Raw genomic sequence first — 14,542 nt, 5'->3', positions numbered from 1 at the left:
TCCTAGTGATCATGTGACGCGCCAGATTTTTCAATATCGGCTTTAATGACATAGCTATTCTCAGTAACATACTCAGTACCTACGGGCAGTCCACCCAGTACTTCTATCCATTTCGCATCTGAGCGACCCAGCTCAAGCATCCTGACTTCATATTCATCGCCTACTTTTGCATACACGACCGTAAAATCACGAAAGCTCTGTAAGCCTATTTTCTTTATCGCTAAAGGAACTTCAAAAGAAGCCGTTTCAATATCGGCTTTAACAAAACTCCCTTCCAGCAAAGGCTCAGTCTGTTGTGCCAACGTCACCCACACCATTCTTGCCTGATCGTTTCTAACTTTTGGCTCTATAAATGATATCTTACCAGTAATATTTACAAGACTACCTTCTGGTTTAATGCTCACTGGAGTGCCTTGAGATACTTTGCTGTAATCGCTCGGGTAGACTGCTAATTTAACGACAGATTGACTCGCGTCTGTGATAACAAGCAGTTCACGGTTATTCGTTTGCTCACCTGAATTAGCCATTTGTTTTGCGACAAAACCAGCAATAGGCGATTTAATCTCATAGGGGTTTAAACTTTCATTACTTTCAATCGTCATTAAAGTTTGGCCTTTATTTACTTTATCGCCTAGCTTCACATTTAAGTGTGTAATAACACCTTCAAAACGAGCAAAAACAGTGCGATACGCACTCGGCGGCAACCAAACCTGCCCATAAGCCGGGATCGTTTGATGGAGCACTTGCGGCTTTGCAATTGCGGTTTTAATTGCCATTGCATCTGCTACTGCGGGTTCGATTTTTGTTCGCCCCTCTAGATTGTCGTATTGCCAACGATATGTTTTGCCTTGGTAGCTCGCATTTACTGTGACAATAAAAGAGTGCGGTTCGTAAATTTCCATATCCCCACGTAAAAAGTCACTTTGGCTAGTAAAGTTAATATTATCAATCACATCACCTAATCGGGTTAACGTAACCGTTAATTCAACATCGTCGGGGTTAATTGGGTTTTTATTATCAGTTAACCACACTCTAAACTCGGGGGGAACGCCCGTTTCGAATATAGCTAACTCCAGTGCGAAGTTCCCTTCACGAAGCATGCGACCATTATGCGGTCCTTTTTCAGGCTCTGCTTGTTCAATAGCAGGCTTTGATACTGCACTGGCGGGTAAGTGCACCCCAGCGCTAAGGCCGAGCAATACGGCAACGGTTATAGATGGAATAAAATTTGTCGTTTTCATAAATAATCTCATTGTTCTATTGATGCGCCAGTAAGACGCTGAATTTCAATATGCTGTAAATGTAAGCTTTCATAAGCGCTAAGTAGTTCTGATTGCGCGCTTAATTGCGCCTGACGCACGCTGCTCCACTGGTTGTAGTTCAATTTACCAACGTTAAATGCTTGTTTTGCTTGCGTAAGCGCGGTTTCTAGCGTGGGAATGATTTTATTTTTTGAGGTAGCAATCACATGAGCAGAATGCTTAACTTCTTGAAGTAGGACATAAAGCTGGCTATTAGTTTGTTGAGTTAAACTATTCGCTTGCGCTGTTAATACATCTTGTTCGGCACGTAACTTAGCGACCGTTCCAGCATTACTGTCAGATGAACCCCATGGAATAGAAATACCAGCCACGAGTCCATAGTCATCCGTTGATTCATAACGGCGTAACCCTGTTGTAAATTGCCATTGCGGTTTTGCTTCAATTTGAGCTAATTCAATATATGACTGTGCAATACGCTTTTGACTTACTAACTGCATTAAGCGGGGCGCATTTTTAAAACGCTCGAACTGTGATTGAAAATCTACAATTTTAGGTAACTGTAATAAGTTACCTGCAAGTGTAAAGTCAGTGCGAGGCTCTGCCCACAAAGCAGAAAGTTGATATTTTCCGCTGACTATTTCATGCTCAAGATCTTCGACGAGTAATCTTTGTTTAATTAATTCAGCTTCGGCTAAATATTTATTAATTAACAAAGACTTACCTATACGGACCCGTTTATCAATTGCATTAACAACCTCACTCGCTTGCCTTACTGCCATTTTATTGAGCTTTAGTGCCTCTTCTTTCACCAGTAATTGAATAAACTGCTTCGCGGTCATCGCAGCTAAATCAAGTACTAGAATTTGTTTCTCTATACGTAATTGCTCAAGTTCAGACTGACTTGCTTTTACGCGACTATCAATTTGCTCTTGTTGCATCAGCCAAGAGAACGTTAAAGTTGATTGCATGTTTTGCAAACCACTGTGCTCACCTGTACCAAAAGCATCTTCAATCATTAAACCTATTTGTGCTCTTTGGCCTATATTTGCTTGCTTTATCCTACCTTGCTGCGCTTTGTCGCGATAAAAAAAACCTTGTAATTGTGGATTGTTAGCAAGCGTGAATGAGATGGCTTGTTTTAGGTTTAATGTTTGATAAGCCTCAGAACTTGCAAAACACGGCAACGCTGAGAAAGCCATAAATAGGCCTACAAAAAACCGATTGCCAATCGGTTTTTTGTAGGCAAAATGACGACTGAATAATTTCATTTTAATCCTTACTTAGTGGATGAAAAAAGTTTCTATAAGGTGGTGAACACTATCGACAGTCGACAGTGTGAATAAAGTGATAACCACAAAACTAAACAACGTGACAATTAAAAGTAGTTTAGGCGTAGTGGGAATTGGTGTTAACAATGTTTGTATACGCTGAGTTATTTGCTCATTACTAAAATGACTCATATATATATTGTCATTAATGCTATGTTGTTGTCGTTGAAATCGAGCAACATTAATAAGCGCTTGAGCCACATCTAAACCATCAAAATGCTGCGTGGCACCGACATCAGCAATTTGCTCTGTTAAAGCCGTATAAGATTGCTGTAACGCCGCGCGCGTTGGCGCAGGGAAACACCAACAAAATAAACTAAACAGAGTTTTAAAAAGCGGATCTCGGGCTTTTAAATGTGCTAGTTCATGCTGTACGACTATTTGTACTGTTTTTTCATCGAGTACTTGTAAACCACTGGTTATATAAACTTTTGGATTGAAAAAACCTACAGTAAATGCCTCTGGTACAAGGTGTTCAATAACGTACACAGACTGGTTTGGATAATCTCTGTGAGGTTGAGCGTTTGATAAAGCCAATAGGCTGCTCATTGCTGTACGATGCCTATTAAGACTAAAGAATGCATGTAAGCTAGCACTTGTCATCAAACAAACAACCGATATAAGCAATACCGAATGCCAACTATATACAGAGAAAACCTCAAGGTGATGCCAGTGAGCTACTCCTTGCCACCAATTAGACATTGGATTTTGTTGTACCTGAAAAAACACAAGCGTAGACAATAATGAGATCCACCAAGGGCAGCTAATAGTTAACCAAAGCATGAATTTACGATCGGTAAATTGGAAAATGGCAAGTTTTTTACAAAGTGATGTGTGAAAAAAAGAAATCAATACGACTACACAGATAAAAGCGGTTACCGCTGCGCTTGCTAAATTTAAAAAAACGGCCCAATTTCCAACAATCATGTTTACACTTTTCCGCTTCGTAGTTTTCGCTGTCGTTCTATGAGTCTTTCTAGCTCATCTAACTGTGTATCATTAAAATTAGTAGAAGTAGAAGAAAATGCAGCAATTAAACTGTTTTCACCTTCTTCAACAAAGTCAGCCGTAATATCATTTATTAAAGTAGCCATAAGCGAGTTACGATCAACTTTAGTGCGGTAATTATAAGCATGACTCTGCTTAGTTCTGCTAAGAAGTCCTTTTTTATAAAGTCTTTCAAGGGTGCTTTGAATAGTATTAAGGGAGCAACCACGTGCTTCACCTAAACGACTGTGCACATGCTTTGCATCAGCTTCTTTATAAGACCACAAGTATTGAAGTACTAATTTTTCTAATTCACCTAACTGCATAGTTAAATATCTCTTAACAACGTAGGAATATAGTGGCAGAAAAAAAACCGACTGGCAATCGGTTTTTATTCTTTTATTTACACAGGTGAGTAAAATATGGGTTGGATAATTTTTAAATACTTAGTAACTGCAGCAATTATAGTGGCGGCTTCAGAGGTCGCAAAGCGCAGCGATAAACTTGGCGCTTTAATTGTGGCACTTCCATTAGTGACTATTTTAGCAATGATTTGGTTGTACGTTGAAAAACAACCAACGGAGAAAATTGCGAGCCATGCTTGGTACACCTTTTGGTATGTCGTGCCTACCTTACCGATGTTTTTAATATTTCCATCATTGCTGCACCGATTTGGTTTTTGGCCATCTCTTGGTCTTAGCGCCTTAATAACTTGTTTTCTCTTTGGTGTGTTTGCATTCGTCGTTAGTAAATTTGGAATAAATTTAATACCCTAAAAGGTTGTTCCTGAAATTTGTAGTAAGCCCTAAATATTTTGCTTAGAACGGTTATTTTTCCTACCCCGTCTGTTATTAAAGCTTATCGCATTGTTCAAACATGTTGTGGGCCATTTAATCTGTGGTTGGCGATAGCTTCTACAAGCTTATCTGTATCATCAAATGGCATACCAAAGGCGATTAATAGATACGGATTTTCTTTAATAGCAACAATGGAGTTTGCGTTAAGGTGCTTTAGTCGTCGCTGTTGTGTGGATGAAGGGTTATAACATTCTGACATTCAGCTACACACACTTAGATAATAGCTAATAGGGAGCAGAATGAGAAAAGTATATAGTCAAAATTTATATGCTTTTATAATAGAAATGGCAATCGATCTAATAAATAAAAGTGTATGTAATAATAGTATGTAGTATTTATGATGTTAATAATGGTTAGGTGTTTGTTTTTGTTCGCATTTATAATGGTCTACATAAAGATATTACATTTTCAAGCTTCTTATAACTATAATTGATTCACTGCGTGAGCCAATGGAAACCGGTACGGTTACTATTTCACGTGCAGCTAGGCAAATGGAGTTTCCGGCGCAGTTTCAGCTTATTACAGCATTAAATCCAAGCCCAACAGGGAGTCATACAGATAAGCGGGCAACTCCCGATCAAGTTATGCGTTATTTATCGCGTGTGTCGGGGCCTTTTATTGACCGTATTGATTTGCAAATAGAACTACCTCGTTTAACGAGTGTTGAACTACAAAGTACTCAGCCGGAGGAAAGTAGTGCTGAGGTTAGAGCAAGAGTTGAAACGGCTTATTACCTACAACTAAAACGTCAAGGTAAGGTTAATGCGAGGCTTAATAATAAAGAAATGAGTGTGCACTGTGTACTAGCGCCAGCAGAGTTGCAGTTTTTAGCCAGAGCAAGCGAGAAGTTGTCTTTATCGCCACGCTCTTATCATAGAGTGATTAAAGTGGCGCGTACTATTAGTGATTTAAAAGGCGCTGAAAACATTAGTTTAAATGAGCTTAAAGAGGCACTTAATTACCGCGCATTTGAGCGCCTTATTGCGCAATTAACTAAGTATTAAATAGAAAGCATATACCCTTTACCGCGTACGGTAACAATGCGTTTTTGATCTTTTTCGTCATTTAATTTTTTACGTAAACGACCAATCAGCACATCAACAGTACGATCGTTTGGACTCCAATCGGGCTGGCCTATTTCTTCTGATATTTTTTCACGGGATGTGGCTTTACCCGCATTACTAATTAAGCAAATAAGCACTTTATGTTCGGCTTCAGTTAAGCGTGATTCAACGCCTGCAGCAGTAATTAGTGTGCGGTTATCGGGGTGAAGCTTAAAGTCAGCATATTCTATAAATTCTTCGCTTTCGTCGTCTTCTAGGTTAACGGCAACACGCTTATAGAGCGCGCGCATGCGAAGTTCTAACTCAAGTAAATCGACAGGCTTACAAATATAGTCGTCAGCACCTTGTGCAAGGCCTGCAATACGATCGGCTTGGGAGTCACGACTCGATAATACAATAACGCCAATATCGGTAAGTGTGTTTAATTCTTTTGCCAGCTGAAGCCCATCACGCTTTGGCAAAACAATGTCAATTATGGCTAATGATATAGCACCGCGCAGGTTTACCCGCTGCCTTACAATGTTAAGTGCATCAGCGCCAGTTGGGTCTACCTCTATTGTAAACTCGGTATCTGCAAAGTGATTTTGGATGCGTTTAACGAGTAGTTCATCGTCTTCAACCAATAAAACATTAATAGCCATAGTACTTTATTTTGAATGCTTATAGCTCTGTATGGTAGCACCATTAGGTAAATGCTGAGAAGGGGGTTTATTAGTTTTAAGTAACTTAATATTTCAAAGGTGTATAAGACGTTATTAGAGGATGAGGTTAGCACCTTTAAACTAATTAAAAGGTGCTAAATAATTAATACTACTATTAATAAATCTGTATTAAGTCGTTATTTTAAAGGTTCAGGCTCAGTCATTTTTATACATTGAGTCCCACCATTGAGGTTCATCTTTTAGCTTTTTATCAAAGTATGCGAGCATGGTGTTCCACCAATCAAATCGTTTATCGCGTGCAAAAATTTGGTGGTCGGCGCCTTTGTATTCTATCAACTCTACGTCCTTATTAAGCAGTTTAAGCGCAGTGTACATTGTTAAGCTTTCGCCAACAGGTACATTGGTATCACTATCACCATGAAGAAGTAGCATAGGTGTTGTTACTTTGTCGGCATGAAATACAGGGCTATGTTGGCTGTAAAGCTCAGGGTTATTCCATGGGAAGCTATTTTTTGATGCTTCGCCAGAATATAAGTAGCCCCACCAACCTTCACCCCAATACGAGGTAATATTAGAAATACCCGCATGAGCTATTGAAGCACTAAATATATCGGTTTTAGTTGCCAATAACATGGTCATGAAGCCACCGTATGATGCCCCTAAATTCCCTACCTTTTCACTATCAACATAGTTGTATTTTTTTAAAAAGGCTTGCGTGCCTTCGATGATATCGTCTGCGGTGAAGTCGCCCCAGGCATTAACATGTTGCGCTGAAAACTTTTGTCCAAACCCTGTTGCGCCAGTAGGTTGTACTACATAAACAACGTAGCCATTTTCTGCCCATAAGTTAAACGGGTAACGACCTGTAAAACCACGCGTAACTGGTGAAGTACCGCCGTAGTAATACACGAGCGCAGGGTGCTTTTTAGTTTTATCTAAGTTGCTAGGAATGTACACACGACCAGTTATTTCGACACCATGTTTATTTTTAAAATTAAACTCTTCTAATGTAGGGAGTCGTGTATTTGCATAGCTACTTGGTTTTGAATCCCATATTAAATCTGTTTTATTTTTACTTACGTTAAGGCGCTTTAGTTGTTGTGGAGCTAAAGCGTTGGTACCACCTAGTAAAATTTCGGTATTACGGTCGTATGAGTAACTAAATTGTTCAACAATATCCAATCCCGTACTTAACTTTTTAAAGCGCTGTTTACTTAAATCAAATAGGTAAAGTGGTTGAGTGTCTTGCTCTGTTACTTTAATGAGCGCATCGCCGTTTTCTAAAACTTGCAGTTGGCCAATAGCGGGGTCGAACTGTTTACTAAGTGCTTTTACGTTTTTACCGCCTTCAGTAAGTAGATAAAGTTGCCCGTCGTAGTTATTGGCAAGCATTGCTTTTGGTAGAGCTCTGCCTGCGCCATTTTTAAAATCGGGGCCTGCAACTACATAAATGTCTTTATTTGCATATTTAGCTAAATTAAACGTTTTAAATTTACCAAGCGATGAAAGCTTATTTGATTTTAAATCGAGTTCGACTAACTCTGTTTCAGGGTGGGTTGATGCTTGTATTGCCATTACTGGGCGGCTCATTAATATTTTGCCACGGTTACTATTTGAATCTTCAAGGCTGTAAGAAAGAGGACCTTGGCTAAGTGCTTTTGTTAAACCACTTTTAGTATCAAACATATAAATTTGGCTGGTGGTACGTGCATACGACCAGCGATCTTGTAGACCTTTATAGTGCTTAGTTAAGCTGTTAGTGCTCTCAGGTGATTTGGTCCAGCTAAACAAAAGGCTGGTGTCGTTATAAAAGGTAAAGCCATTGGCTCCTTCTAAATCGTTTGCTAATGTTTTTATTGAGAAGTTTTTACGGCTAAGTTGTTTAAGCTCACCATTTAACAAATACACTAAATATTGGTTATCTGGACTCCAAATAATGTTACTTGGTTGGCCTGCTTCGAAGCGATAAAGCATTTGATTATCTGAATCTTTAAGTACTGTAACTGTATTTGCTTGGTTTTGTGTTTTATCGCTATAAGTGCGAGTAGTAGTAACGTACTGCTTAGCATTAGGTGCGAGTGATAATTGGCTGATTATAGGGGCATCAAACAATTGTTTTGCAGATAAGCGTTTTGTTTTTGAGGCGCTAAGCGTAATTTTATCAACGTCGCTTTTAGGTGCAAAATCAAGCATTACGTCGTGCCAATTAGCTACTTGTTGGGCTACTATTAAAATAGAGTGAGTACTGTTATTTAAAGCTAACTTATAGCTATTTTTATCGCCTGTTTGTAGTTCGCCATTAATAAATAACTGACCTTGCTCAATCCCTTTTAAGGTAAGCGTACCTTGTGTAAAGCGGGTTGTTTCAATATTAAATTTTAGTGCCTGTAACCCACCTAAAGTGAGCGCATTGATTTTATTAAACGGCTGCCAGTTTTGTTTTTTCCCAAATACAGAAAAACTATCTGAGTCTGCTTGTAGTTGCGGCAATAGGTTATTAATAATGGCATTGCCATGAGGTGTTTGAAAAGGCTTTAACTGCATGTCTTCGGCAAGTGGGCCGATAAACTGAATTTTTGATTTATCCAATGGTGCAGCTATTGCAGCAAAGCTTAAGCTGCTAAGCGTTAAAAGAGTCGCTGCATGCTTAAATAGCTTATTTTGATGACACCATGGTGCGCTAAATTTCATTATTATGCCTATTATTATTGGAAGTTTGGCCAAATATAGCATGTATTGATACCATGCTCACATATCCAATATAGAGGAGAGAAAGTGACTTTACTGATAGTTTATATGGTAGTGGCGATTGTTATTTCGTTTTTATGTTCTGTGATGGAGGCTGTGTTATTAAGTATTTCGCCCAGCTATGTTGCATCACTTAGGAAAGAGCACCCTGAGCTGGCTAAACAGCTCGAAAAGCTTAAAAACAATATAGATCAGCCTTTAGCTGCTATTTTAACTTTAAATACGGTTGCCCATACTGCGGGTGCTGCTGGGGTAGGCGCACAGGCAGCTGTCGTGTTTTCCGATGCGGCTGTAGGTATTGCATCAGCCATTATGACATTCCTCGTATTAATACTTTCTGAAATTATCCCTAAAACCTTGGGGGCTAATTACTGGCGAGCTCTAACGCCAAGTGTTACTTACGCTTTGCGGTTTTTAGTTATATCGCTAAAGCCTTTTGTATGGTTTGCACAAAAGCTAACAAATTTAATGGGTCCAAAGCACGATGAGGCTTACTATATTCGTCAAGAGATAGAGGCAATGGCTGATATAGGTACGGAGTCGGGTGCATTACATCAGGATGAGTCCGAAATAATTCGTAATTTATTGCATTTTAGGCATGCAAAATTATGCGACTTAATGACGCCTCGAACTGTAATTTTTAAAATCCACAAAGACTTAACAGTGAATCAGTATTTAAACGATCACGGCTCGTCGTCATTTTCTCGTATATTGGTATTTGATAAAGACAGCGACGATATTGTTGGGTTTGTGCATAAAAACGATATTATGCTGGCATTTCACCGTTTAGGTACCGATTACAAAATTAGCAAATTGATTAAGCCTATTTATACGGTGCCGAGTTCTCAAAATGTATCGTCGTTACTGCAAACTCTTTTAACAAAGCGCACGCATATATGCCTAGTTGTAGATGAGTACGGTGACGTGCAAGGTATTGTAACGCTAGAGGACATGATTGAAGCTTTAATGGGGCTAGAGATTGTAGATGAGCGTGACCAATCTACTAATATGCGCGCAGTAGCAAGGCAGCGTTGGCACAAACGTTTAGCAAGTAGTGCGCATATAGTCAGTGAAGAAGATAAACACACTCGGGGTGATAATTAGTTAACCAGCCCCGATTAAATATTAATACCTCTTTAAGCTGGACTGCCATCAGTTTTCAGCCAATCTTTAGCCCAAGATATAAATTCGTCTTGTGGTTTAGGGCGGCTAAATAAAAAACCTTGTATGGCTAGTTTTCTTTTATAATGCCTTAAATAAACGAGCTCTTCTGGTCGTTCAACACCTTCTGCCACTAAATCTAAATTATCTTTACTCGTAATGTTAAATAACGAACTTACAACCACTTGAGAAAATAAATCTGTTTCTATATGGCTAATGAGTGAGCGGTCTATCTTAATTTCAGTAAAAGGAAGGTTCCGAAGTTGATTCATATTAGTAAAACCAACACCAAAGTCATCTAGCGATATACCAAAGCCATGCATTCTTAATCTGTTTAGTGTTTCTAATTGCATGAGGCTTGAGAGTGCATGTTGTTCTGTTATTTCTATAATTATATTACTAGGCGTGAGTTGATTTAGTTCTAAAATGAGCAGTAATTTATTAGGGCAGTTTAGGTCGTCGAGCTGAGTTGGCGATAAGTTAAATGCCATCTTAAAATCATGACCTAGTTGCGCTTTCATATTTTTGAATTCGCTGGTGGCCTTTTCAAAAAGAGAAAATGTAATTTGATTAATTAAGTTATGTTGTTCGGCAATACCTATAAAACGGTTAGGTAAAATAATATTGCCGTCTTTACTTGATAAAATACGTGCTAAGACTTCAACGCTTTCAATTTTATTGTTATCAGCGTTTATTTTTGGTTGGTAAAAAGGCGTTATTTCATCGTTTTTTAATGCATCAATAAGCTCATCTTTTGAAATGGCCGACTCTTTTAATAAAGTGTGACTGTTTAATTGCGCCACTTTAATAAGTAACCTACTAACCTGAGACAGTTGCACTGGCTTTGAAATATTACCAATGAGGTGAGCGTTATGTTGTTTCGCGAGATTGGCAGCTAAGCTAATAACTTTATGGTCCATTTCAGAAACAATTATAATACCGCCTTGATAATGTAGCCCTCCTAAGTGGCGGATTAATTCCATACCATCCATTTCGGGCATATTAAGATCAGTAAAAATAGCATCAAAGTAGTTTATATCAGAAGCAACTTTTTCGAGGGCTTCAGCAGCACTCAAGCAGGTGACTACATTATCAGACATATTTAATTCATTTAATATGGCTTCCATAACAATCAAAATCGCTTTTGAGTCGTCAACAACTAAAATGTTAGGCACTATTTTGTTCACTGTTATCCCTTTCAATGTATAGCTTATGGTTACTATAAAAGTAGTAGTGTTTTTTTATTTTGTCAGTATCAAATGCTTTTATTTTGAAAATAGTTATAGAACACCTTTACTCGTGTTTTTAAGTTGATTAGGTATACTAGCGCCATTATTTTAAATGGTCTTAATTATGATAAGAATAGATCTTACTTTAGCCGAGCAGCCATTTTCGCTTATGGTGTCTGGGCAAAAAATTGTGCAGGTGTTTCATGCACAACAAGCCATTACCTTTGAAAACACTCGTGAAAACTACTATCAGTTTACTCACGACAATAAAATAATAGGTATTGATACAACGGCAGTCGAAGAGCAAAGCATTTCGCTCTTTGTTGATGATCAATTTGCAACACAACTTGCGCTACAAGCACCTACAAATGGCTCACCTAAAAAAGGCTTTTTAGGTCTGGCTGCATTAGGTTTTAAGCTTTTTAAAAGCGCTAAGGTAATTAAAGTAGTGCTTGCAGGTGCCTCTGTGGCAGGCTATGCGTGGTTATTCAGTATTGAATTTGCACTAATGCTAATTGGTTGCTTAGTTGTACACGAATACGGCCATGTGCGAGCAATGAAATACTTTGGCATAAAAACCAAAGGTATTTACTTAATCCCGTTTGTTGGAGGGCTTGCTGTCAGTGACGATAAAATAACGACTCGTTGGCAAGATGTAGTTATATCGCTAATGGGACCTGCATTTGGTTTAATTACCTCGGTACTGGGTGTCGTTTTATACTACGCCACCGAGATGGAGATATTTGCAGGTGTTGCGGTGCTTAGTGCGTTATTAAATTTATTTAACTTGTTACCAATTTTACCGCTTGATGGCGGGCATGTATTAAAAAGTATTAGCTTTTCAATGCGTTCATGGATTGGTTTAAGCGTATGCTTATTAGGCGTACTATTTGGCTTATGGCTGAGCTACACCTTTGGCTTAATGTTATTGGTATTCTTTTTGTTTGTAGGTGCGCTGGAAATTGTATTTGAGTGGCGAGGCCGTCACTATTCACATTTAATGCCACTAGATAAATATGGCCAAGGCTTTTCAGCGGTTATGTATGCAGTTGTAGTAGCTGGGCATGTAGCTGTAATGATGCACTTTGCCGATTCAGAAAATCCAATATTGAGTCTGCCGATGACTATTTTATCGAGCTAGTATTTTTATTTTTTCTAACTAAATAAGTTCATTTTTTGCATTAATATTTTATTTTTTGACTTTTATGTTTATTTATTGTTAACTGAATTCTAGTGTAATATAAATTAGAACAATCTTAGCGGATCAACTGGATGTTATTTAGAAAGGAAGCTGTCGCTCAGCAAAGAGAGCGTTTAACAGGAGTGATTACGCTCGCACAACCACTATCAATAAAACTTACCGTATTTATTTTGGTATGTATTTCGATTGTAGTGATAGCCTTTTTATTTACAGCAGAATATTCACGCAAGGAAACAGTTCGGGGGTTTTTAATACCCAATAAAGGGATAATCCAAAGCTTTGCTAATCAAGGTGGTATGATTGAGCAGCTATTTGTACAAGAGGGTGATGCCGTTGCTAAAGGTCAGCCGCTGGCGACCATTATTGTGCAGCAAAATAACAGCCAAGGCATAGCTTTGAGTACCCAGCTTGTTGAGCAGCTAAGTATGCAAATACAGTTGCTCAATGATGAGATAACACAAAACCATACCCTAAAAAAGCAAGAGTCACTTAACTTGCAAGCGCAAAAACGTGCACTTACTAATGAGCAAGCTGCATTACAAAGTCAACTAGCTCTGGCTGATGAAAAATTAGGGCTACTTAACCGCCAACAAAGCAACCTTAATCAACTTAATAAAAATGGCTTTTTATCAAACATCGAGCGAGAGCAACAGCAGCAAGCCCTGTTAGATGCTAAGCAAGAAAAACAAAACCTAGCGCGCTTGCTGATGCAGCAAGAAAACCAATTAAGTCAACTTAGCTTTAATATTGCCAATGTGCCCCAGCAGTATACTTTGCGTATAAATAGTCTTAGACGCCAACAAGCGGATATTCAAAACCAGCTCACACAAATTAAAAGTAACTATCAATATACCATAACAGCCAGTAACAGCGGTGTTGTCACCGGCATTCAAGTAGTAGAAGGTGAAACACTCACTCAAACTAAACCACTACTACATATTATTCCCGAAGGTTCCGAGTTGGTGGCTGAATTACTATTACCTACACGTTCAGCAGGTTTTATTGCGCTTGGTAACGATACGCGCCTGCGTTTTGATGCTTTCCCTTATCAACGCTTTGGTTTTATTAACAGCAAAATTATCCGCATCGACAAAGCACTCATTACCCCAAATGAAATACGTTTGCCCATTGCACTGCAAGAGCCTGTGTACCGTTTGCGAGCAACACTCAGTCAACAGCAAATGCAGGCCTATGGTAAGGCGTTTGAGCTGAAAAGCGGCATGTTGTTTGAGGCGGATATTATGTTGGAGCAACGCACATTAATCGAGTGGTTACTCGAGCCACTGTACAGCCTAAAAGGGCGCGTAAGTTAAGTGTAGCGTTTTATAAAATAAAGAAAAATTTGAAAGTTTTGGTGGTTTGCTAAATGCAAACAACCGAAAAAGACGGCCAGCTTTAGTTAACTTTAGCGAGCAGCTAAAGCTAGCCTATTAACCGCTCACCTTTATTGAAGGGGAGCATATTAACAACCCGATGACTTAATTAAAAAGCATCGGATTTATGGAGTATAACATTATGCGTGAATTAAACGTAAATGAAATTAAAGACGTAAATGGTGGTAATCCTATAGTTGTAGCACTTATTGCTTATAGAATTTATAAAATAGTTAAAGCAGGAACGAAAGCTACGGCTGCTGCTACAGCTTTAGGCGGTGCTGGTGTTGTAGGTAACGAAGTTGGAAAAGCTTTAGCTAATTAATAAGGGACTAATTATGAGAGAGTTAACCAAGAAAGAGCAAAGTAATGTTAGTGGTGGTTTTCCTATATTAGGAGCTATAGCTGCTACTTTTATTGCAGGGGTTATTGTTGGCTATGCACATGAAAAGTACAAACAATACCAAAGTTCTAAAGAAACAAAACAAGCAGGGTGTGAACCGACCTGTTAACTAGCATATTTAGCTGAAAGAGGTAATAGAGTAGCTTTTTAAAGCTGCTCTAAAAAGCCGCAGGAAAATGTATGAATAATATTCAAAAAATTATCTTATCTTTACTTTATATTTTATTAATTCATTTGATCTTTAATATTTATGAAAAAATAATAAGT

14 protein-coding genes and 1 pseudogene are annotated in these 14,542 nt (G+C 38.5%); 7 read left to right on the top strand and 8 right to left on the bottom strand.

Going from position 1 to position 14,542, the window contains the following annotated elements:
* Positions 1–2 precede the first annotated feature (2 nt).
* From AAEY62_RS05460 to AAEY62_RS05445, 4 genes are read right to left on the bottom strand one after another with little or no spacing between them, the layout of a single operon-like run.
* Positions 3–1,241, bottom strand: coding sequence for an efflux RND transporter periplasmic adaptor subunit (locus tag AAEY62_RS05460; protein ID WP_350544913.1), 1,239 nt, complete (start codon positions 1,239–1,241; stop codon positions 3–5).
* An 8-nt stretch (positions 1,242–1,249) separates the two neighbouring features.
* Positions 1,250–2,530 (bottom strand): TolC family protein, encoded by a 1,281-nt coding sequence (locus AAEY62_RS05455; protein ID WP_350544916.1) that lies wholly within the window; start codon positions 2,528–2,530, stop codon positions 1,250–1,252.
* Between the two features lie 12 nt (positions 2,531–2,542).
* Positions 2,543–3,517: a M56 family metallopeptidase gene (locus AAEY62_RS05450; RefSeq protein WP_350544919.1), complete on the bottom strand. Its 975-nt coding sequence runs from the start codon at positions 3,515–3,517 to the stop codon at positions 2,543–2,545.
* A 2-nt stretch (positions 3,518–3,519) separates the two neighbouring features.
* Entirely contained in the window at positions 3,520–3,903 is a 384-nt protein-coding gene (locus AAEY62_RS05445; RefSeq protein WP_350544922.1) for a BlaI/MecI/CopY family transcriptional regulator, read from the bottom strand.
* Between the two features lie 96 nt (positions 3,904–3,999).
* Between AAEY62_RS05445 and AAEY62_RS05440 the strand changes: the two genes are divergently transcribed.
* A complete protein-coding gene (locus AAEY62_RS05440; protein WP_350544925.1) occupies positions 4,000–4,353 on the top strand; it encodes a DUF3147 family protein in 354 nt (117 codons plus the stop codon).
* Positions 4,354–4,447: 94 nt separating this feature from the next.
* Here the strand turns inward: AAEY62_RS05440 and AAEY62_RS05435 are convergent, their stop codons facing one another.
* Positions 4,448–4,633, bottom strand: a complete 186-nt coding sequence (locus tag AAEY62_RS05435) for a hypothetical protein (RefSeq protein ID WP_350544928.1) — start codon at positions 4,631–4,633, stop codon at positions 4,448–4,450.
* Between the two features lie 226 nt (positions 4,634–4,859).
* Between AAEY62_RS05435 and AAEY62_RS05430 the strand changes: the two are divergent.
* Positions 4,860–5,438 (top strand): annotated as a pseudogene (locus AAEY62_RS05430) (magnesium chelatase subunit ChlI family protein); the annotation flags it as partial.
* Here the strand turns inward: AAEY62_RS05430 and AAEY62_RS05425 are convergent.
* Together AAEY62_RS05425 and AAEY62_RS05420 are read right to left on the bottom strand one after the other, a co-directional pair.
* The gene (locus tag AAEY62_RS05425; protein ID WP_002957913.1) at positions 5,435–6,139 is read right to left on the bottom strand and encodes a response regulator transcription factor; all 705 of its coding nucleotides are present in this window, start codon (positions 6,137–6,139) and stop codon (positions 5,435–5,437) included. The pseudogene AAEY62_RS05430 and the gene AAEY62_RS05425 overlap by 4 nt on opposite strands.
* Positions 6,140–6,355: 216 nt before the next feature.
* A complete protein-coding gene (locus AAEY62_RS05420) occupies positions 6,356–8,851 on the bottom strand; it encodes an alpha/beta hydrolase family protein (RefSeq protein WP_350634708.1) in 2,496 nt (831 codons plus the stop codon).
* An 84-nt stretch (positions 8,852–8,935) separates the two neighbouring features.
* On the opposite strand from AAEY62_RS05420, the gene AAEY62_RS05415 reads away from it, so the two are divergent.
* A complete protein-coding gene (locus AAEY62_RS05415; protein WP_101217615.1) occupies positions 8,936–10,012 on the top strand; it encodes a hemolysin family protein in 1,077 nt (358 codons plus the stop codon).
* A gap of 32 nt (positions 10,013–10,044) precedes the next feature.
* Here AAEY62_RS05415 and AAEY62_RS05410 read toward each other — a convergent pair whose 3' ends face one another.
* On the bottom strand, positions 10,045–11,256 hold the full coding sequence (locus tag AAEY62_RS05410) for an EAL domain-containing response regulator (RefSeq protein ID WP_350634707.1): 1,212 nt from the start codon (positions 11,254–11,256) through the stop codon (positions 10,045–10,047).
* A gap of 166 nt (positions 11,257–11,422) precedes the next feature.
* Between AAEY62_RS05410 and AAEY62_RS05405 the strand changes: the two genes are divergently transcribed.
* The 4 genes from AAEY62_RS05405 (at position 11,423) to AAEY62_RS05390 (ending at position 14,384) form a co-directional block, all read left to right on the top strand.
* Entirely contained in the window at positions 11,423–12,439 is a 1,017-nt protein-coding gene (locus AAEY62_RS05405) for a metalloprotease (RefSeq protein WP_350634706.1), read from the top strand.
* Between the two features lie 131 nt (positions 12,440–12,570).
* Positions 12,571–13,812, top strand: a complete 1,242-nt coding sequence (locus AAEY62_RS05400) for a beta-barrel domain-containing protein (RefSeq protein WP_350634705.1) — start codon at positions 12,571–12,573, stop codon at positions 13,810–13,812.
* A 202-nt stretch (positions 13,813–14,014) separates the two neighbouring features.
* Positions 14,015–14,197 (top strand): hypothetical protein, encoded by a 183-nt coding sequence (locus AAEY62_RS05395; protein WP_133120273.1) that lies wholly within the window; start codon positions 14,015–14,017, stop codon positions 14,195–14,197.
* Positions 14,198–14,210: 13 nt separating this feature from the next.
* Positions 14,211–14,384 (top strand): hypothetical protein, encoded by a 174-nt coding sequence (locus AAEY62_RS05390; RefSeq protein WP_155945840.1) that lies wholly within the window; start codon positions 14,211–14,213, stop codon positions 14,382–14,384.
* The last annotated feature ends 158 nt before the right edge of the window (positions 14,385–14,542 follow it).

It is taken from the genome of Pseudoalteromonas sp. GW168-MNA-CIBAN-0100, assembly GCF_040309225.1.
GTDB classification, from domain to species: domain Bacteria; phylum Pseudomonadota; class Gammaproteobacteria; order Enterobacterales; family Alteromonadaceae; genus Pseudoalteromonas; species Pseudoalteromonas arctica.
The sequence above is the reverse complement of the archived record's forward strand: the minus strand, read 5'-3'. Positions and strand labels throughout refer to the sequence as shown.

What these genes read in the sequence shown, in the direction of transcription:
- AAEY62_RS05420 (WP_350634708.1), bottom strand. Translation starts at nt 8,851, where the DNA reads ATGAAATTTAGCGCACCATGGTGTCATCAAAATAAGCTATTTAAGCAT.
- AAEY62_RS05450 (WP_350544919.1), bottom strand. Translation starts at nt 3,517, where the DNA reads ATGATTGTTGGAAATTGGGCCGTTTTTTTAAATTTAGCAAGCGCAGCG.
- AAEY62_RS05435 (WP_350544928.1), bottom strand. Translation starts at nt 4,633, where the DNA reads ATGTCAGAATGTTATAACCCTTCATCCACACAACAGCGACGACTAAAG.
- AAEY62_RS05395 (WP_133120273.1), top strand. Translation starts at nt 14,015, where the DNA reads ATGCGTGAATTAAACGTAAATGAAATTAAAGACGTAAATGGTGGTAAT.
- AAEY62_RS05390 (WP_155945840.1), top strand. Translation starts at nt 14,211, where the DNA reads ATGAGAGAGTTAACCAAGAAAGAGCAAAGTAATGTTAGTGGTGGTTTT.
- AAEY62_RS05440 (WP_350544925.1), top strand. Translation starts at nt 4,000, where the DNA reads ATGGGTTGGATAATTTTTAAATACTTAGTAACTGCAGCAATTATAGTG.
- AAEY62_RS05425 (WP_002957913.1), bottom strand. Translation starts at nt 6,139, where the DNA reads ATGGCTATTAATGTTTTATTGGTTGAAGACGATGAACTACTCGTTAAA.
- AAEY62_RS05460 (WP_350544913.1), bottom strand. Translation starts at nt 1,241, where the DNA reads ATGAAAACGACAAATTTTATTCCATCTATAACCGTTGCCGTATTGCTC.
- AAEY62_RS05400 (WP_350634705.1), top strand. Translation starts at nt 12,571, where the DNA reads ATGTTATTTAGAAAGGAAGCTGTCGCTCAGCAAAGAGAGCGTTTAACA.
- AAEY62_RS05405 (WP_350634706.1), top strand. Translation starts at nt 11,423, where the DNA reads ATGATAAGAATAGATCTTACTTTAGCCGAGCAGCCATTTTCGCTTATG.
- AAEY62_RS05445 (WP_350544922.1), bottom strand. Translation starts at nt 3,903, where the DNA reads ATGCAGTTAGGTGAATTAGAAAAATTAGTACTTCAATACTTGTGGTCT.
- AAEY62_RS05455 (WP_350544916.1), bottom strand. Translation starts at nt 2,530, where the DNA reads ATGAAATTATTCAGTCGTCATTTTGCCTACAAAAAACCGATTGGCAAT.